Annotated in this window: 21 protein-coding genes; all 21 read right to left on the bottom strand. The window is 65.7% G+C overall.

The window, feature by feature from the left end:
* Positions 1 to 17: 17 nt before the first annotated feature.
* The 21 genes from OG452_RS24930 to OG452_RS24835 all read right to left on the bottom strand — a co-directional run bounded on the left by OG452_RS24930 (position 18) and on the right by OG452_RS24835 (position 17,032).
* The gene (locus OG452_RS24930) at positions 18 to 515 is read right to left on the bottom strand and encodes a hypothetical protein (protein ID WP_327297799.1); all 498 of its coding nucleotides are present in this window, start codon (positions 513 to 515) and stop codon (positions 18 to 20) included.
* Between the two features lie 42 nt (positions 516 to 557).
* Complete coding sequence (locus OG452_RS24925) at positions 558 to 713, bottom strand: hypothetical protein (RefSeq protein WP_327297798.1); 156 nt, start codon at positions 711 to 713, stop codon at positions 558 to 560.
* Positions 710 to 928, bottom strand: coding sequence for a hypothetical protein (locus OG452_RS24920; RefSeq protein ID WP_327297797.1), 219 nt, complete (start codon positions 926 to 928; stop codon positions 710 to 712). The genes OG452_RS24925 and OG452_RS24920 overlap by 4 nt, the downstream gene beginning before the upstream one ends.
* Complete coding sequence (locus tag OG452_RS24915) at positions 928 to 1,581, bottom strand: hypothetical protein (protein WP_327297796.1); 654 nt, start codon at positions 1,579 to 1,581, stop codon at positions 928 to 930. The genes OG452_RS24920 and OG452_RS24915 overlap by 1 nt, the downstream gene beginning before the upstream one ends.
* Before the next feature lie 78 nt (positions 1,582 to 1,659).
* On the bottom strand, positions 1,660 to 2,088 hold the full coding sequence (locus OG452_RS24910; RefSeq protein ID WP_327297795.1) for a hypothetical protein: 429 nt from the start codon (positions 2,086 to 2,088) through the stop codon (positions 1,660 to 1,662).
* Between the two features lie 103 nt (positions 2,089 to 2,191).
* A complete protein-coding gene (locus OG452_RS24905; protein WP_327297794.1) occupies positions 2,192 to 3,175 on the bottom strand; it encodes a helix-turn-helix domain-containing protein in 984 nt (327 codons plus the stop codon).
* 88 nt (positions 3,176 to 3,263) lie between these two features.
* On the bottom strand, positions 3,264 to 4,394 hold the full coding sequence (locus tag OG452_RS24900; RefSeq protein ID WP_327297793.1) for a PD-(D/E)XK nuclease family protein: 1,131 nt from the start codon (positions 4,392 to 4,394) through the stop codon (positions 3,264 to 3,266).
* A gap of 31 nt (positions 4,395 to 4,425) precedes the next feature.
* Positions 4,426 to 5,517, bottom strand: a complete 1,092-nt coding sequence (locus tag OG452_RS24895; protein WP_327297792.1) for an AAA family ATPase — start codon at positions 5,515 to 5,517, stop codon at positions 4,426 to 4,428.
* A gap of 22 nt (positions 5,518 to 5,539) precedes the next feature.
* Complete coding sequence (locus OG452_RS24890; protein ID WP_327297791.1) at positions 5,540 to 5,884, bottom strand: hypothetical protein; 345 nt, start codon at positions 5,882 to 5,884, stop codon at positions 5,540 to 5,542.
* Between the two features lie 273 nt (positions 5,885 to 6,157).
* Entirely contained in the window at positions 6,158 to 6,706 is a 549-nt protein-coding gene (locus OG452_RS24885; RefSeq protein ID WP_327297790.1) for a hypothetical protein, read from the bottom strand.
* 216 nt (positions 6,707 to 6,922) lie between these two features.
* A complete protein-coding gene (locus tag OG452_RS24880) occupies positions 6,923 to 7,177 on the bottom strand; it encodes a hypothetical protein (protein WP_327297789.1) in 255 nt (84 codons plus the stop codon).
* Positions 7,178 to 7,206: 29 nt separating this feature from the next.
* On the bottom strand, positions 7,207 to 8,067 hold the full coding sequence (locus OG452_RS24875) for a peptidoglycan-binding protein (RefSeq protein WP_327297788.1): 861 nt from the start codon (positions 8,065 to 8,067) through the stop codon (positions 7,207 to 7,209).
* A 43-nt stretch (positions 8,068 to 8,110) separates the two neighbouring features.
* Positions 8,111 to 8,431 (bottom strand): hypothetical protein, encoded by a 321-nt coding sequence (locus OG452_RS24870; protein WP_327297787.1) that lies wholly within the window; start codon positions 8,429 to 8,431, stop codon positions 8,111 to 8,113.
* Between the two features lie 230 nt (positions 8,432 to 8,661).
* Positions 8,662 to 9,159, bottom strand: coding sequence for a GNAT family N-acetyltransferase (locus OG452_RS24865; RefSeq protein ID WP_327297786.1), 498 nt, complete (start codon positions 9,157 to 9,159; stop codon positions 8,662 to 8,664).
* A complete protein-coding gene (locus tag OG452_RS24860; RefSeq protein ID WP_327297785.1) occupies positions 9,156 to 10,430 on the bottom strand; it encodes an MFS transporter in 1,275 nt (424 codons plus the stop codon). Before OG452_RS24860 ends, OG452_RS24865 begins: the two co-directional genes overlap by 4 nt.
* Positions 10,431 to 10,451: 21 nt before the next feature.
* Positions 10,452 to 10,898 (bottom strand): SagB/ThcOx family dehydrogenase, encoded by a 447-nt coding sequence (locus OG452_RS24855; protein ID WP_327297784.1) that lies wholly within the window; start codon positions 10,896 to 10,898, stop codon positions 10,452 to 10,454.
* 3 nt (positions 10,899 to 10,901) lie between these two features.
* Positions 10,902 to 11,564, bottom strand: a complete 663-nt coding sequence (locus OG452_RS24850; protein ID WP_327297783.1) for a hypothetical protein — start codon at positions 11,562 to 11,564, stop codon at positions 10,902 to 10,904.
* A 12-nt stretch (positions 11,565 to 11,576) separates the two neighbouring features.
* Positions 11,577 to 12,362: a DUF6065 family protein gene (locus OG452_RS35470; protein ID WP_405560925.1), complete on the bottom strand. Its 786-nt coding sequence runs from the start codon at positions 12,360 to 12,362 to the stop codon at positions 11,577 to 11,579.
* A 523-nt stretch (positions 12,363 to 12,885) separates the two neighbouring features.
* Positions 12,886 to 15,012 (bottom strand): hypothetical protein, encoded by a 2,127-nt coding sequence (locus OG452_RS24845; protein ID WP_327297782.1) that lies wholly within the window; start codon positions 15,010 to 15,012, stop codon positions 12,886 to 12,888.
* Positions 15,009 to 16,100 (bottom strand): hypothetical protein, encoded by a 1,092-nt coding sequence (locus tag OG452_RS24840; protein ID WP_327297781.1) that lies wholly within the window; start codon positions 16,098 to 16,100, stop codon positions 15,009 to 15,011. The genes OG452_RS24845 and OG452_RS24840 overlap by 4 nt, the downstream gene beginning before the upstream one ends.
* Entirely contained in the window at positions 16,100 to 17,032 is a 933-nt protein-coding gene (locus OG452_RS24835) for a hypothetical protein (RefSeq protein WP_327297780.1), read from the bottom strand. Before OG452_RS24835 ends, OG452_RS24840 begins: the two co-directional genes overlap by 1 nt.
* Between the last annotated feature and the right edge of the window lie 12 nt (positions 17,033 to 17,044).

The following is a 17,044-nucleotide window of genomic DNA, read 5'->3' as shown; positions in this document are numbered from 1 at the left end:
CCGGGCGATGGCCGGGATCAGTGCGTGCGGAAGCCGCCGTGTGTCTGTGCGCGGCGCAGGAACGCCGTCCAGTACCGCCACGTCGGATCGCCCACGGGCATCTCAGCGATGTCCACGCTCGGGTGGGCCTCGTAGGCGCTCAGCGCCGCGCTGATCTCAGCGACGGTGACGAGGAAGCCGTCGTTGTTCACGAGCTTGTAGACCGGGATGCCGGTCGGCTCGGTCTCCGCAGCGTTCATGACGGCCTGGTACGCGGCCCGGTACTCCGCGATGCGGTTCGCCGTCGCCTGGTCGGGCTGGGCGCCGGGCTGGAAGTCCTGGACCGCCAGACCGTAGGCGGACAAAGTGGGGGCTGAGGGCACGGGCAACTCGGTGAGCATCCCGAAGTTGGCCATGACGTCGAGTGTTCGCGGCAGCGCCGTCCACGCGAAGAGGAAGCGGTTCTCGTCTCCGTCGGCGGGCTGGCCGGCAAGGGTCTGCAGGTACATCTGGTATCCCACGAGGGTGTTCTCCAAGAGGTCTGTGGTTGTCCGGCCTGACGCCGGGCCGGACAGTGTTCAGCGGTGGACGGCGTGGCGGTGGTGCTGTTCGCCGCAGGTGGAGCACCGCGGGAGCCGGTTGCGGGCCTCCCAACGGAGGTCGCCGATGACGATCACGGTGAAGCCGATGCCCACGCCGACAGCGAGCGCGAGTAGGGCGTAGACGGCGGTCATCGCGTCACCGGCTCATCGCGCGCCGGGCAGGGCTGCATGAGCTGCATGCAGGCGACGAGCACGGCGTGGGCGTCGTTGGTCTTCAGCGCGTTGTCCAGCGCGGCCTGTGCCTGCGCTCGCTCCTCGTCGTTCCGTGCGTGGGCGAATACGCAGTTGCACGGACGATTGGCGGTCTCCTCGACGGCGCTCGGCTGGCGCATCTCGGTCCCGGGCATCAGGCGCTGGCCTGACCGACGTGGGCGAGGTAGACGGTGGCGATCTCGCCGTTCAGCTCCCAAACGGTGAGCGGCCAGTCCACGCCGCCCTGTTCGTGAATGCAGCGCCAGCCGTCCTGGATGAGCCCATGGGTGGTGTAGCCGTACTCCTTGACGGCCGCATGCCGGTCGTCGAAGGGGCCCTGGACGACCTGGCTGATGCGCTTGTGCTTCCTAGTCACGCCGTCGATCTGGACCGCCACGAGGTCGATGCGCCTGGGAGCGAGGCGCCGCTCGGTGACGAAGGCGCTGATGGCCCGGAGGAGGGGCACGACGTTGTTGCTGTGTTGCGCGTGCTCGCCATCCTCGGTGGAGTTGTAGACCAACTCGTCGACGGTCGGGGTGTCCTCGTGCCCGCGCCTGACGTGCCAGCCCTCGACCTCCTTGGGGTCAAGGGGCAATTCCCCGACCGACGAGATCCACAGGTGCGATCCGTCGGTGAGCTGCGCGGTGATGCCGAACATGCCGCCGCTGATCTCGACGTCGGTCACGAGCGGGATGCGCCGCAGCGCGGTGATGACCGGCTCGTACGCGTTCCAGAGCTTCCTCCACAGCGGGTCGTCGGTGTTGCGGTGCACGGGCATCGGGGCCATCTGCGCGAGTTCGTTGCTCACGGGTTTCTCTCCAAGAGGTCTTGTGCCACTCGGCAGTACAGAGTTGGGATCTATTTTGGAACGGATTGAACGCCCGGACTAGCAGACGGGGGGCCTCCGGCGCTCCTCCCGCGCCCCCCGAGCGACGGCAGTGAAGACCGCCAACTCCTCGGCGCGCCGCTGGGCCGCGTCGGCGATGCACCGAGCCTGGTAGGCGAGGCTGCGCGCCTGCATGAGGGCGTGGTGGTTGTCGCGGGGGTCGAGGTGGGTCTCCGCGCCGCCGATCTCGTTGAGGAGTTCGGCGACGATCTCGTCCCGGACGTGCTCGGCATGGCCGAGGCCGTCGAGGTCACGCTCACGCTCGGCCTGGTCCTTGAGGTCGGCTATCTGGATGAGCATGTCGCCGACACCTTCGGCGTCTTCGCGGTAGAGGTCGGCGAGGGTGCGGATCTGCTCGTGAGCGGCGGCGCTGCTGTCGAGCACGATCGCGCCCTTGTGCTGGCGGCGAAGGATGGGCAGGTAGCTCATGTCGTCCTTCCGGTCCGAGGGGGCCTTTCCCCCTCCTTGTGGTTCTATTCTATATGCATTACTACGGATGTCCAGATTCTTGGCGAAATATTCTTTCGGGAGCCTAAGTTTTTTGCTGCCTACGGGCCTTCGATTCGAGCACCGCCTGACGCGCGGCCTTGCGGGCGGCCTCCAGCGACTCGGTCCGCTCCTCGACCTGTTGACGGCGACTGGCAGCGTCCTCGTGCCACTCGTTCCAGAAGTGCCCGTGCGCCTGGCGCTCCGCCGCCTTGGCCTCCTCCCGCTCTCTCTGGCGCTCTGCGCGCGGGTTGGTGCCGCATCCACGACAGGAGGCAGCGGGACGCCCCCGGTGGCGCGCACAGCCCTTCTGCGGCGGAGTCCCGGGGTCGGGCGACGGGGTGTCCGTCGGGGCGGACACAGGCTCCCCTACGGCGTCAGCCGTGGGGGTAGGGGGGAAAGGAAGAACAGAGGAAGGACCAGGAAAGGAAGGGGTTTCACCGGTGGAACCCAGTGGGTTCCCCCCGTGAAACTCATCGGGTTCCACCGGTGGAACCCGGTCTTCTGACTCCTCCGGGTTCCCCTCGTGGAACCCTGCACCCTCCCCAGGGTTCCCCGCGTGGAACCCTGCTTTCACCTGGGGCTTTTCCGCCTTCTGCTGCCGTTCGGCCTCGCGGGCCTCGACGTCCTGATACGTCATCGCGGGCTTGGCCGGTGTCGAACGCACGACTCCGGAACGGGCCTTGCGGGGGTTCTTGGGAGCGGCCCTGCGGGCTTCCGCAGCCGCCTTGAGGTCCGGAGTGCTGGGCGTCGGCGGTACGCCGAGCGGGAAGACACGGTAGACCGCAGAACGGCCCGCCTTGCCGATCTCGACGCGTTCGACGAGGCCCTTGGCTATCAGCTCCGTGACGATGGTGATGGCGCGCTTGTCGGTCACACCGACCCAGGCCGCGAGACGGGTAAGGCCGGGCCGCGCGAGACGCGTCTCATCGTCGGCGCTGTCCGCGATCTTCATGAGGGCGAGTTTCTGGCTCTGGCTGAGCACATCGGGCGGCAGATACGCCGCCGCGATCATCAGTTGGATGGACACGGTTCCCCTTGGGGCGGTACGAGCATGGCGGCAGGACGGGGCGCCCCGTCCGTCGTGAACGGGCGGGGCTGAAGAGTCGGGTTCCGCGTCAGGCCGGCGCGACGTTGATGACCGGGGCCGTCTTCTTCCCGGTCTTCCGCCGCGGCACGGGCAGCCCCGCCGCCTTGAGGTTCTTGACCATGCGATCCGCGTCCGGCCTCATGGGCACCGAGATGCCCGCGATCTCGTGGAGGTCGACCATCGCCTCCACGTCGTCCTTCTCCTCATCGTTCCCGCCCCGCCAGGAGAGCTTGTTGGGCCCGTAGACCCCGGCCGGGGACCGGTCCAGCTTCTTGCGCGCGAAGTTTTTGACGCGGTTGCCCTCGCTGGCGAGTTCGTGGCCCTTCACGTACTCGATGAGCGCCTGCTCGCGGTCGTCGTCGTTGTGAATGAGGGCCGTCTGCTCCGGTACACCCGGCGCAGTACCCGGCCAGCACAGGGAACGGAAGGGGCAGTAGTCGCAGATGGCGTCCAGGCCGGGCCCATTGAAGTCGCGCGGCATCGCTTCGGGATCGCTGGTCTCGCGCACGCGCTCCACCCACCACTGGGCCTCGGCGGCCCGCTGGGGGTCGAACTCGATCTCTTGGATGTGCTCCGCGCCGCTGTCACGGTTGATGAAGCGGAAGCGGATGCGGCCGATGTCGAGTGGCCCCAGGCGGGACAGGTACCGCTGGCCGGGCACGTTCTCGAACCCGCACTCGTGCAGCGCGCCCGCGTACAGGTAGACCTGGCGCAGCTCGGCGGCCGTAGCACCGTATCGGAGGACGCGGTCCCACATGTACGTGGACTTCGTCTTCACGTCCTCCACGGTGAGCACGTCGGCGGGTATCGCCGGTCTGTGCCGGGCGGGCAGGCGGGCGGCCGTAGCCGCGTCGAGCTGGACGACGTCGACATGCCCCCGGATCAGACCGTCCTGGACGCTGCGCTCCACCAGCCAGCCGTACTCCGTACGCGCCGACTCCAGCAGCCCGTAGTGGATGAACGTGCCGAGGATCGCGGCGCGCTTGTCGGCGTTGTCGGTCGGAGTGACGCCATGCAGGATGTAGGCGGCGCGTCGGCCGCACACCGTGTCGGATGCGCCGAGCTGCGTCTGTAGGGAGCGGGGACGGCGGGCGTCGACGTCATGGGCGGCGTCCCAGATGGACGGTGCGGCGCCGTCAACGATGGTGGCTACGGACATGGGAGTTCTCCAAGAGGTGAGTTCGGGCCGGTCACTGCTCGGCGTCCGCGTCCTGCTCGGCGGCCTTCCGCTTGGCGGCGGCGCGGAGCTTGTCGGCGTCGGCCAGTGGGCCGTCGCCCATCTCCGAACGTGGGTTGTCCAGCTCGGCCGCCCTCTGCTCTGTGGCGGCACGGACAGTGGCGATCTCGTCCCGGCTGAGGCGGTTGGCCGGGTCGGGGACGGAGCGCCACACCGCGCCGAGGGTTTCCTTGTCCGTGAGTTCGGCGATGCGGGTCAGCCACGGCTGAACCAGGTCTCCGGACAGCGCGGGCATGACGCGCGGCTGGGACTCGATAGAGCAGCCCAGGCCGTTGAAGACCAGGTCCTCGATGCTGAAGTCCCGCAGGGTCAGGGGCTTCCTCTGCTCCACGCGCATGCGCAGGGACCGCACCTTGACGATCTGCGGGTCGGCGTCGCGCTTCATGCGCACCCAGCAGGTGGAGTCGAAACCCAGGTCCTTCTGGGCTGAGACCTTCCACTCCGTCTGGCTCTGGATCGGCTGGCCGTTATCGTCCGTGGCACTGACTTGTTTGCCGCGGGCCAGGATGATGGCAATGCCGGGGAGAGTACGGAGCAGGTAGACGATCCTGCTCCACCGCTCGACCGCGTCGTTCCACAGGTTCCGGCCGATGTCGAAAGCGGCGTCGGGGTCCTCCTGCAGTAGCTTCCGGTTCTTGCGTGTCCTGCGGCCCCGCTCGTACGTCCAGTTGGTCAGCATTCGCCACAGGGCCGACCCGGAGTCGATAGTCAGGACGACCGGCGGTTCTCCGGCTGCTGCCGCACGCCGCGCTTCGGCGTGCACGGCCTCGACCTGTTCGAGGATGTCCCGATAGGTGCCGTCGTGCTCGATGATCAGGTAGTTTGCTCCCTCGATCGCCGCGTACTCGTCGGCCGATCCCTCATCGAGGTCGATCCAGTACATCTGGCCGATGCGCTCGGAGGCGGAGAACTGGGCCGCCGAGTAGGTCTTGCCGGCGCCTTCTTCCCCTTCGATGAGGATCAGCGGCCACGGAACGATGCCGGTCGGCTTGCGGGTCTTGAGCTTGAGGGCGGGCGGCTTTGAGGCGCCCGCGGGTGCGTTCACGATCTGGCTCCAAGAGGTCGTGTCAGTCCGCGCGCAGGGCGCGGACTTGGAATAGGGGTGTCCACTCCGGGTGGTCGACCAGCAGGAGCCGGACGTACCGGGAGCGGTAGTCGTTGTTCAGCGCGAACTCGTCACCCCGGGTCGCCGCGCCGTACTGGTAGCGCAGGAGCTCGAAGAGCATTCCGATGCCGATACGGCCGAACCCTTGCTCTGCGCAGTCGGCGGTCATCCGGGCCAGCGCCTTGAGCACCCAGGGGTTGAGGGTGTGGAACGCCTCGAACCTCTGCTGGATGGACAGGTCACCAACGTCGGCGGGGTGGCGGACGGGCTGGATGGTGCCGAACAACGGCGGCTGCTGAATCGGCAAGGTTCCCTCACAGGAATAGACCTGGCACTGTGGGGTGTTGGAATCTATCTCTGCCCAACGGAAATGTCGATCAACAAGCGCCCCGGGCACCGGCGGGCGGCCCCCGGCAAGAGTGGGACGCCAACCCGCCCTGCCGCACACCGCGCCCGGCGACCGCGGATCGCTCGGCCGACATGGCACCCCCCGAAAGAATAGAAGCGCACCCCCAACGAGTACGCTTCTATTCTATATGCAAACGGAGGTGGAATCAAAACAACTCCCACTAGCTACGGCCTAGTTGTCAGCCTTCCGCGCAGCAGGCCCACGCGGGGTGATCTTCGACCCCGGGCCGTCGTAGCTGCCCTCCCGCAGGGCAGCCAACACCCTGTCGTCCGTTACCCAGTCCACCCCGCGGGCGCTGGCCTGAAGAGCGGGCGCATCGGCAACGAACGGCTCCAGGAGCCAGATCGGCGATCCGGACAGCGTGTAGTCGGCAGGGCGCAGTCGGCCGGTACTCATCGCCTTCCGAAGCAGCGCCGCCGACGGCAGCCGAAACAGGGCCACGAGCTCGGCCTGCCCCACCAACGGTGGAAGCTGATCGACCTCGGTTACCCAACGCCCCGGACTCTGCTCCTCGACCAGGCGCGCGAGTACCACCTCGTTGAGCTGCTTCGGGCGGGGCGTGGTCGCCCCGAAGCTCTTCGCGAACTGGAGAAGCCAGTAGGGTGAGCCGCTGACGATCTTGGCGTACCGGTAGTCGAGCCGGTTATCCCGGCTGATCCACTGACTTACCTGGAGCCGCTTCACGTCGTAGAGAGCCGCGAACTCGGCACCGCCGGCCAAGTACGGCTTCCTCACGTCTGAGCTGTCTGCGCCCGCCACTCCATCGCCTCCCGGTCACGAACCTCTGCATATAGATTCTAACCAGGGAGAGGTGAGCCGCCCGCACCCCCTCGGTGGCACGGTAGTGTGGGTGCTTCCAAGAGGTCGAAGGCCCCCGCCGCGAAGCGGGGGCCTTCTTCCATGCTCGGGGAGACGGCCCGGCGACGCCCCTCCCTGTCAGGTCCGGGGGAGCACGGCCCTCGCAAGCTCGTACTTGGGCGGTCGCGCGTAGCCGAGGAGCCAGCCGAATCGCGGCGACACTTGCTCCTCCGCGAACCGGAAGGCCCCGTAGTAGGCGAACGTCACCGTCGGGGTCAGTACTCCGGTGAGAGCCGTCTCGTCCAGGTCGAGACCGTGGCGCAGCGCCACGGCAACGAGCCATCCCACTGCGGCCGGGACGCCGGTGCGCAGCAGGGATGCGTACAGGTTCATCTTCTTCTCCAGATCGCCCCCGCGCCTGGTTACTTGAACAGCCGGCGCCACGTCTCAGGACCGGGGTAGCCGTCAGCGTCCGATCCCTTCCAGCCCTGGTGGTGCTGGAAGGCCGCGACGTTGAGACGGTCGGCCTCGCCCCAGTCCTTCGACGGCCCGACCTTGTAGTGGGACCCGAACCCCTTCCTTACGAGCTGCTGGCCGAGCAACAGGATGTGGGCGTTGCTCTTCCCCGGTCCGAAGGCAGACGCGCCAGGAAATGGGTGCGGTGTCGGTTTCGGTTTGGGCTTCGGCGCCTGAGGGCTCTTGCTCGGCCAGTTCGGCATCGGGCCGGGGTCCGTGTGACCGTTCTCGGGGGCCTGGCCATGGCCGTAGTGGCCTCCCTTGGTCTCCCACACGCGCTCGCTGCGGTTGGCCTTCCAGGTCGGCTTGCCCATGGGCCAGGTGTCCGGCACGCCCCAGCCACCGGTCCACGCAAGGATCTTATCCAGGCCCTTGCACGGGGTGTCAGCGACTGTGGCGTATGTCTTGCCGCCGACACGGCAGTGTGGAAAGAACAGGGTCTCCACCTGGATGACGACCTTTCCGGCCCGGTTGGTGCGGGTGCCACCGGCCAGGTCGACTACCGACTTGGAGCGGCTGGTCGCCGGATAGAACTGGGCGATCCTGCCGCTGAAAGGGTCCCAGAGCAGATGCGGGGCCGCCGAAGAGCCGCCGCCCGTGAAGTACCGCACGAGGTTGCTGAACGGCACAAGGTCGGCGGGCTTGGAGGCTGTGGCGTTCTTGTCCCAGGTGATGTGCCAGAGCACCTTAGGCGGGTACTGCTTGTCGGTGGGTGCGGTGTCTCTGAGCGGATGCCGCTCCGCCCCGGGCAGCCAGGGATCGGTCATGGCGCGTCCTGCTTCTCCCCCGCGCCTGCTTCGTACTGCGGTCCTATTTTCCCTGGCCCGCGATCAGCCAGGTAGTGATCAACGCTACGACGATCGGGGCAATGATCGCAGAGATGGCCAGCCTCCGGTTCGTGCTCCGCTCCGACAACTCCCGGTCCCGCTCGGCCTTCACGTCCGCCAGGTCGGATTCCAGAGCCCGAAGCCGCAGTTCATCGGTGCGGCGGTCTGCGGTGTACGCCTCTTTAGTGACCATTTCAGCCAGCCGGGAGGCGAAGTCTGCGAAGTCGGAGCGCAGGTCGTCACGCATCTGCTGCATGGCGCGCAGCAGCTCCCACGGGGTGGGGTCCTGAGTGGGCGCGGACACTGGCACTCCTCAACAAGCAGCGGCCCCGCGCCGCACTCACTCTACTGCGGCCCCACCGACACCCAACGGCCCTCGCGGAACACTGCATGCAGATCCCGGCGTACACACACCCCCCTGATCAGGCCTCCCAGCACACGCAGAGGGCCCACCTGGCAATCCGGGTGGGCCCTGCAATCTGACTGAGGGGGTTCGCCCAACTCGGTCTACGGACCAACTCTGGATCGCCCCCGCTACTCCTTGCCTATGTCCCAGTTCATCAGGACACTCATTTCGGTCATCCCGAGGCTCTCATAGAGCTTCTTGTTGTGGATGTCCTCCCCCAGCAGGTTGATCCGCAGACTGAGAGCTCCCTCCGCGCGGGCGGATTGTGCGCACGCCCGCATAACGGACCTTCCGTACCCCTGCCCGCGGTACTCGGCGTCCACCTCAACATTGAGAATCATGGCGTAGCGCTGCTCACCTGCGCCTCTGAGCGCGTACCAGAGCCGCCCCACAGGTCGTTCCTCTCCATCCACGGTGATCACACAGAGAGTGTTGTCTGGGGTGTCGAGGCCTTGAGGGAGCAACCTGGTGAATTCTCGGTGGGCGCGGGCTTCCGAGTCCGCGCGCGAAACCACCCCTGCCCCAGACGTGCGGGACGCGTAGTCCGCGAGGACGTACGGGACGTAGGACTCGTAGTCCTGAGGCGTCATTGGGACCAGATCGACCTGTCCACTGGTGCTGCTCATGATGTCTTCTCCGAAGCTGACTGGTTTTCGGTGGCGGGAAGTGCTTTCGGGCTGTTGGTAGAAACGCCCACTTCCCGCACACTCCGGCTGGAGACCGAGAGGGTCGCCGCGAGGACAATCACTAGCCCACCCACGACGAGAAGGTCTCGCGTCCCAATGTTGTCCGCTAGAGGCCCGGCGAGTGCCTGCCCTACCGGGATGGCGGCAGAGGATCCGATGATTTGGAACGAGGCCACACGTGCCAGCCGATCCGGAGCGATCGTGCTTTGGACAGCCGCCCCAGAGGCAACCATGACCTGCTCCATCGAGAGGCCCGCTAGGAAACCTGCGGCCATGAGAAGCACCGGGCGAGCGCTGAATGCGAGTGCAAGTGGAAGGATCGCGCTGACCGCCGTCATTGCAACGCCCGTTGCCACCCCCCGCTGAGGCCTCCAGCGCAGGGCGACCAGGCCGCCTGCGATGGTGCCGGCGGTGTAGGAAGCGAGCACAAGCCCCCAAGCCGCCTTACCGATGTCATGCAAGGCGATAACGGGCCCGAGGACCTGGATCGATCCCGCCCACACGGCCTGCCAGACAGTGGCTTGCAGAACGACGATCCACAACCAGGTGTGCGAGACGAACTCGGACCACCCTTCCCGCATGTCCGACAGCAGCTTCCCCCGCTTGGGCAGCTTGACCTGCCCCGTCGTCTTCACGCGACTGAACAGGTAGGCGGCGAACACGTAGGTCGCAGCATCCACGATCAGTCCCCAGCCGGAACCCCAGGCCGCCACGAGAATTCCGCCGATAGACGATCCGATAACGAGGGCAAGGTTCGTCGACAGGCGGAGCAAAGCATTGGCCTGTGGCAGCAAATCCTTCGGCACAGTCTGGGGGACGACCGCCATACTGCTCGGCATTGCCAGTGCCGAAAGTGCTCCGCTCAGGGACGCGAGGACAAAGAGCAGCGGCATTGAGCAGAAGCTATAGATGAGCGCGAGGCCCACAACAGCCTGGACACACCCAGCCGCTAGTGACGACCCTTGCATAAGGAGAGCGCGTGGCATCCTGTCCGCCAGTACACCGCCATAGAGCATGACGATGGTGCTGGTTAGGGCACGCACGGCGACCAAAGCACCAAGCTGGGCTGCTGAGCCGGTAAGGTCCAGAACCGCGAACGCGAGGGCGACCGGGGCAATCCCGTTTCCCAGGAAGCTGATGAAGCGGCCCGCAGCGACGTTCTTGAAAGCCTCGTGCTTCATCGGCAGGAGAGAGTATTTGCCGGCGGCCACGTCGTCTTCTTTCTCGGTCTTCTACTGCTTGGAGGAACGGCCGGGCGCAACGTAGCGGTGCGGCATTCCGTCACCCTGGACGAGCGGTGCACCGCAGGCCATGAAGAACGTCGGGAACTCGTCGGCCTGGTCAAGACGGCAGATTTTCTCGACGTCGTCGTCGCGGAACGCCCCGGTCAAAGATGCCCCGAGGCCGAGTGCCGCCGCAGTCATGGAGAAGACCTGCGACAGGTGGCCGACGTTGTGCAGAAGTATCTTGTAGGCCCTCGGGTGTGGATACTTCCAAGCCATCCGTGAGGCGACCGCTGTGGTAAAGACGCAGAAGGCAGCACCCGCAGCAATGGTCTGGTCGTGGATCACCCGCTGAATCTCGGCGCGAGATACCTCTTCACCTACAGGAATCAGACCGTGACGGATGGCGTCGTAGCGATAGACGCCAGGCACCAGTCCCGTCACGTTGAATATCACGAGTTATGCCTCTACTTCATGCCGCGCTCCCCCTGAGGCGCTGGCACGCAGCTGAAGCACCCCCATGCTGCCAGCGTCGACGAATCTCAACGGACCGAATGTGTAATGGAGCAGCGAGGAGAATTCATCGATCGCGATGGGCTCATCACTGAAGTCGCGATGGGTCCTTCGCCCTTCCAGAACCGACTTGAAACTGTCGTTCATGTCGGCCCAAACTCGGGGCAGGAAGACAATCTCACCGTCGTCCGCAAGAGCTTTACTGTTGGCAGGTTTCTCCCCGCGCTCCGCGAGCCGCTCAAAGTACTCGGGGATCTCGTGCTCGCTGCCGCGCACAAACGGGGCATTACGGATCGATGTATGGAAGAGCCACGCGAGGTTGCCCCACTGCCGCCACGGACTGGGGACCCCAACGGTCTCTCCCTTTCCATCCGCGTCGGCTCCGTCCGTTTCGGTGAGGAAACCGAGCGAAAGCAGGCTAAGGGCGGCTTGACGAATCTGCTCGTCTCCCCCGGTCAACAAATCCAGGTCAGTCGACTCTCGGGCCGAAATGACCAGTTCAGCGATCTTAGGGTGGAGGCGGACGCGCTTAGGGACAAGTGGGGAAGATGCGAATATTTCCGCACCGTCCATGCTCACAAATACAGGGTTTACTGCACGCACCTGCATGATAAATGCTACCTAGTCCCGGTTTTCGGTCTCGAAATTACGAAGGCGGAGGCGCCTTTGATGCTCCCCGAAGAGAGAGCCGTCCGGGTGCCTACCGATCATGTAGTCCCGGGTCCACCGGGCGCCGTACTCGGGGGTCCCTGGAATCTGGGCCCGTTTGCGAAATTCATCCCGAGATCGCCGCCACTCCTGATATTCAATATCATCCGGCATGTGATCCAGAGAGGACTGTGTCGGGCGGAACGATTCCAATTGATGACGGCGCTGAGGAACGACCATGCAAATGGGATCATCAGCCGCGAAAGAGATTCGCGCATCGGAGCGCGTCACCTGCCAACTCATGAGGAACGAGGCTGGTGTCCAGTCGGTCTCGATCAGCCCTTCAAGAGGACTAACACCGTCTTTAGGAAAGTTCGCGGGGCCTCGCACCAGGAGGTTCCACCCCGGGGAAGTCCTGAAGAAATATGGAATCCTGAAGGATACGATTCCATGTCCGAATATGCTCTCCGCCGGCGCGGGAAGGCTGGCATCCTCGTAGGTAATTTTCAGATCTGCGGGTGACTGCCCACCGCGCCAAATGACCGAAAATTCCTGGCTGTTACGGAGCCACCATCCAGCCTGATTCGCTATCAGCAGCGGGAGACATCGGTTCGCGTTTCGCTTGAATGTCTCATCCATCCAGGCGCGCGCGTGACCAGCGGGCTCCAGCTGCATATCTGGGCCTCGCTGGAGTCGATATGCAGAAAGGGAGTGATCGCCTACATCCGGCAAAGATTCCCAGTCGCCCAATTCATCCATGTTTCCCGCTCGGCGATTCGCCGCTAGTCGTATTATAAAGGGCTAGTCGGCGCTCACCTTACCGGTGGCGCCGACTAGAGGTCCCGAACTAGTCGGGAACCGTGTCGAAGCAGAGGAGGGACTCGCCCTCGTTCTCCACAACGACAACAAGCGCCTCGTTGGAAGTCTCCATGTGTTTCACCCCCGTTTGCGAATGCGTTGTCGACCCCCTGTCGACGAATTGATCCTCACACGACCCACGCACCACCACAACCCCATTCGACGAAACGTTTAAGCATGAACACGCAGGGTGATGCAAAATATCTAAAACTTGCTAATAGCATTTGAACTACCCTAAACATATCCAATGCGCCGCATCTACCGCGATTCGGGCGACCACCGAGCCACCCATTAACGCGGACTCAGTAGCCACCCAAATCGACCGGGGGTAGCCGATCGATAGGTTTTACTCAGGGTTGTTGCGGAATTCGCGTGGCCGAGATGATGCGATTACCCCCTGCCGACTCGGCCCCCTGCTCGGCTCTCACTCCAGGGAGAGGAGGACGGACTCCAGGCTGAACCATTTAACGTTGCTGCCGGTGGTGTTGTAGACGGTGAAGGAGCCGTCTACGCCCCACGAAATTCTGGTTGCGGCTACGCCGGCGGCGTTGTTGCGCCCCACGGGAGCGGGCACGCTGTAGGAGGGAGTGAAGGACGTGAGCGCCGCGAAAACAGCGTCGGCTGTGAGGCCGCCCGACGCCGTCACGTTGACCGTTCCGGCCATCTGAAGGAATCGCTGCCCGGCGATGGTGATCTCCCGCCACCGGGCGTCGCCGTCGCCGTGCGTGAAACCGGACTTGAGCGAGAGCTTTGTCCAGGAGGGAGAACCGTCCACCAGGATGCCGCCTCCGCGCATGTGGACCAGGCCGTCCTTCTCGACGGTGATTCCCCCGTTGAACTGCACCCTGCCCGTTGCGCTCATACCGTCAGGTGTGATGTTCAGCTTGACCAGACCGGAACTCAGTGCCGCCTGGTCGCCGCGCAACAGGAGTATCGACGCGGGCCCGACTGTGCCGTTCTGTGCGAAGAGTTTGATCTCGGAGGTGCTGTTGTCCGTCCCGCCCATGGCGTCAATGAAGCAGAACGACCTCCGGAAGTTGGTGTCGAGCCGGAATCCAGCACCGCTTCCCAGCGCCGGTGAGCGCAGCCACATGAGGGCTGGGCCGTCGTCCGTCGTCGGCGCAGCGATCCGCACTTCCGGTACGACCGTGCCGCCCGCGCTCACCGTGTTGGAGCTGAACATGCCGGGGCCGCTTTCCTGCGGATGTCCTGAGTACATCGCGACTCCGGGCACGCCTGATCCCGCCGCTTCGGGAGCCATGATGAGCCGTGGTCCGCTCGTCCCCGTCCGCACTGTGCCGCCAGTGACGACTTTCCCGGTGATGGCATCCGCCGACAGCGCAGTCGCGGTTACAGATCCCGCGACCAGGTTCTCCGGTCCCACTGCACCCGTGTGGATCGCTTCGATCTGGAGCGCATCAACCTGCATGGTCGCCGCTGAGGTCGCGGATCTCGACTCGTAGTTCAGCAGGAAATACGGGGTGATGTAACGCACCTTGTCGTGCGCCAGTGCTGGCTGGCGAGGGTCGTGGGCCTCCGCGCTGCTGCCCTTCCCGGTGGGATCGGCGCGGCCCTTCAGGTACCCGGCGAACGTCGTCCACCCGCTGCTGGTGGGCAGCGCCACCCTGGAAGCGCCCACGTAGTACTGCGATGCGGTCGCGTCGGCGCCGGTGGCGTTGACCATGGTGACGCCGTCCGCGGCGAGGCCCATGACTCCGAAGTACAGGGTGTCCAGGCCGCCCTCGCCCGGGACCGTAGCTCTCACGCGCGCGCTGATTCGGTACAGAGCGGTCGGGTCGTACGGAATGGGGCTCGTTCCTTGCAGCCGGATGTGCCCGACGGCCTGGCCGACGCTGTTGCCCGTCTCCGCGTCTCCGAGTCCCGACTCGTACGTCCACTCGGCGCCAGGTCCCTTCGTGGTGACGGCCCACGCGGTCGGGTCATCGAGGCTGTCGGTATAAGTCCGGCGGGCCGAGTCGGCGAGAGCGCCCGTGGTACGCGTGAGGTCCACCGATCCTGCGGCGAGGTCGGGGCCCGTAGCCTGGCGGGCCTGTGCGGCCACCGCGGCAGATGCCGGTCCGGGAATGCCGGAGGTGTTGACGGCGACGAGCCGCACGAACAAGCCCGTATAGGAAGACAGGGCGATCGTGACAGAAGCCCCAGACGCCGCCTCAATCGTGGCCGCCGGCCACCGGACATCCGGCACCGCGTCCACCGAGGTCAACAGGTGGACCTGTACGCGCGTCAGGTCGAGCGGCGGGGCCAAGGCGTCGATGAAGCCGCCGTCCCACGTGACCCGCAACCCTGCGAGCGCCGGTTCCGCCAGCGGGGCGCTTGGCGTCGGTGGCGGCGGGCCGTTCACTGCCACAGCCCCGGTCGTGCCGTCAGGCTGCTGCCCGATGGCGCCGCGCAGACCCCCATCCTCGTCGTACACGTCGATCGCACCGTTTTCGATGCTCGAGTACGCCAGCCGTGAGGTGCGCGAGGCCGCGGCAAGACGCCGTTCCAGCTCCGCAACCCGAGCAGCCAGCCGCGCTACCTCCGCGTTCACCCCTGCCCTCCATACGTGAAGCGGTCGGCCCGCTGAATCTGGAGCACTGCCCTCTCGCTCTCATCCTCGGATCCGGGGCTGATCTGGTACGAGACGATGCGCGACCAGGCGTCATAGTCCGTCCACTCGTCGTGCACCCTCACCCGCACGTCGTCACCGATCTGCCACGACCCGATGGGCGCAGCCGGGTGATCCCGAACAGCGATCTCGGTGACTTCGCCGACGACCTGGCGTGAGACCCGCTCGGTGCGGGCGCGCGCGGCGAGTCGATCCTGCGCCTTCTCTGCGGGAGCTTCGACGAGTGACTCCAGGCGCAAGCGTCCGTTGCGCACAGCATCGACGACCCGGCGCCTGCTGCGCCCTTCACCGGCGCCGAGCGCGATCACGGCCTGGGCGGCCTGGTCCGCGTCGTACTCCACCGGCACGTTGGAAACGATGTTGATCCCCGTCTCGAACGCGATGTCCGTCCTGCGGGTGCCGAGCCTCGGCCAGCCGATACGGATCCGGTGACGGGGTACCTCGCCTGACCAGGACAGCGACTCGGTCCACTCCGGGCCGCCCTCGACGGCCGTCATGTCATCGATGACGTCGCCAAGCAGAGGCGCCTCCCACCAGTCGGTACGGTACGGCTCTGCCGGTGTGCCGACGGTCGTCTGCGACTCCGTGGCGTCCACGACGACACCGAGGTCACCGTCGGGTTGCTCTTGCAGGTAGCGCCAGACGTCACGGATCACCGTGCATGGGTCGGCGTTGACGTACGGGCCTCGTCCGTTGAGCTGACCGTGCAGGTCGTAACGGCGGTGCGGGTACGAGCCCGGGCCGGCCGCCTCCACCCGCATCTCAGAGCCTTCCGCGATTGCCCGCCACAACAGCCCGCCCCACAAGAGACGGCCATCCCGCTCCACGTACAGCCAGGTGTCCCCGGCGTCCACCTGGGTGCGTACCAGGTTCTGAAGTCGGGGTGCGACCGCGCCGGTGAAGGTGCCGGCGGCGCTAAGGGCGGGCCCGAACTCCACGTCGTGAAGGGGAAGATTCCAGGCCAGCACGTCGCCACTCAGTGCCCGCGCAGTGATGTACCGGTACGACATCAGCTGAGGCCCTCCACGAACTCCAAGTCCGCGACGATGGAAGTGCCGACGTCGACCGACAGATCCCCTGTCTCGGACTTGTACATGTACGTCGACAGCTTGAGTGACTGGGTGGTGCCGCGCTGCCCGGCAGAGATGGTTACGGTGTCGGCGATCATCACGGTCTGTCGGCGGATCGCTGATCCCTGGTTGTCGTCGATGTACGTGTCCTGGCCGAGGTCACCGCCGATGCTGGTCTGCATCCGGGCGAAGACGTTGGCCTTCGACATCCGCAGGCCCGCGATCGTCACCATCAGAGTGGCGGTCGCAGCCCACGGCGGGATGGTCACCGACCAGCTGGCCGCCGTCGGCCACGTGTGCCACTTGTTGTCGGAGTACGTCAGTTGGCTCATCGCGTTGGGGAACGCTGTCAGCAGCCGCCGCTCCCTGCGCGGGTTGGCGATCTTCCTGACGTCCTTGATCATTCCGTCAGTGATCGTCGCTGTGTTCGCCGGGATCTGGATCCGGGCCAATCCGATTGCGGTCATGCCCGCGGGCGCGGTAGTGGCCGTGGACGAGACACCAGGGATCACGTCAAAGAACCCGATGTCGTCCTTCGCTGGGTCCAAGACACCCTCGTATTCGGGGTCCTGCACTCGCAAGACGAGTAGATCGTTGCGGGCGCTCGCTCCGGTCGGTGCGATCGGCACCGTGCTGTCGCCGACGTTGGTCTGCGTGTACGCCCCCTGGCTGCGGGACATCGCGCCCATGAGGGTCGCAGCACCGTCGCCTACCCGAACCCCCGCTCCGGGTGTGGTCAGTTGTCGCACCTTGAGGTCGTTGCCCTCGATGACCCCCTGGTTCGACCAGGCCAAGTTTCGGGTCATCATTCGCAGCACACGGGCACTGTGCGTTGCGCCGTTGACCATGAGCGGTGGCTGTATCAGCGTCATGCGAGTTGCTCC

It is taken from the genome of Streptomyces sp. NBC_01197 (assembly GCF_036010505.1).
GTDB lineage: Bacteria > Actinomycetota > Actinomycetes > Streptomycetales > Streptomycetaceae > Streptomyces.
This window is presented reverse-complemented; position numbering and strand designations above follow the sequence as displayed.

Coding starts and splice junctions, on each gene's coding strand:
- OG452_RS24925 (WP_327297798.1), bottom strand. CDS start 713: ATGACCGCCGTCTACGCCCTACTCGCGCTCGCTGTCGGCGTGGGCATC.
- OG452_RS24920 (WP_327297797.1), bottom strand. CDS start 928: ATGCCCGGGACCGAGATGCGCCAGCCGAGCGCCGTCGAGGAGACCGCC.
- OG452_RS24910 (WP_327297795.1), bottom strand. CDS start 2,088: ATGAGCTACCTGCCCATCCTTCGCCGCCAGCACAAGGGCGCGATCGTG.
- OG452_RS24900 (WP_327297793.1), bottom strand. CDS start 4,394: ATGTCCGTAGCCACCATCGTTGACGGCGCCGCACCGTCCATCTGGGAC.
- OG452_RS24880 (WP_327297789.1), bottom strand. CDS start 7,177: ATGAACCTGTACGCATCCCTGCTGCGCACCGGCGTCCCGGCCGCAGTG.
- OG452_RS24875 (WP_327297788.1), bottom strand. CDS start 8,067: ATGACCGATCCCTGGCTGCCCGGGGCGGAGCGGCATCCGCTCAGAGAC.
- OG452_RS24865 (WP_327297786.1), bottom strand. CDS start 9,159: ATGAGCAGCACCAGTGGACAGGTCGATCTGGTCCCAATGACGCCTCAG.
- OG452_RS24850 (WP_327297783.1), bottom strand. CDS start 11,564: ATGCAGGTGCGTGCAGTAAACCCTGTATTTGTGAGCATGGACGGTGCG.
- OG452_RS35470 (WP_405560925.1), bottom strand. CDS start 12,362: ATGGATGAATTGGGCGACTGGGAATCTTTGCCGGATGTAGGCGATCAC.
- OG452_RS24840 (WP_327297781.1), bottom strand. CDS start 16,100: ATGTCGTACCGGTACATCACTGCGCGGGCACTGAGTGGCGACGTGCTG.
- OG452_RS24835 (WP_327297780.1), bottom strand. CDS start 17,032: ATGACGCTGATACAGCCACCGCTCATGGTCAACGGCGCAACGCACAGT.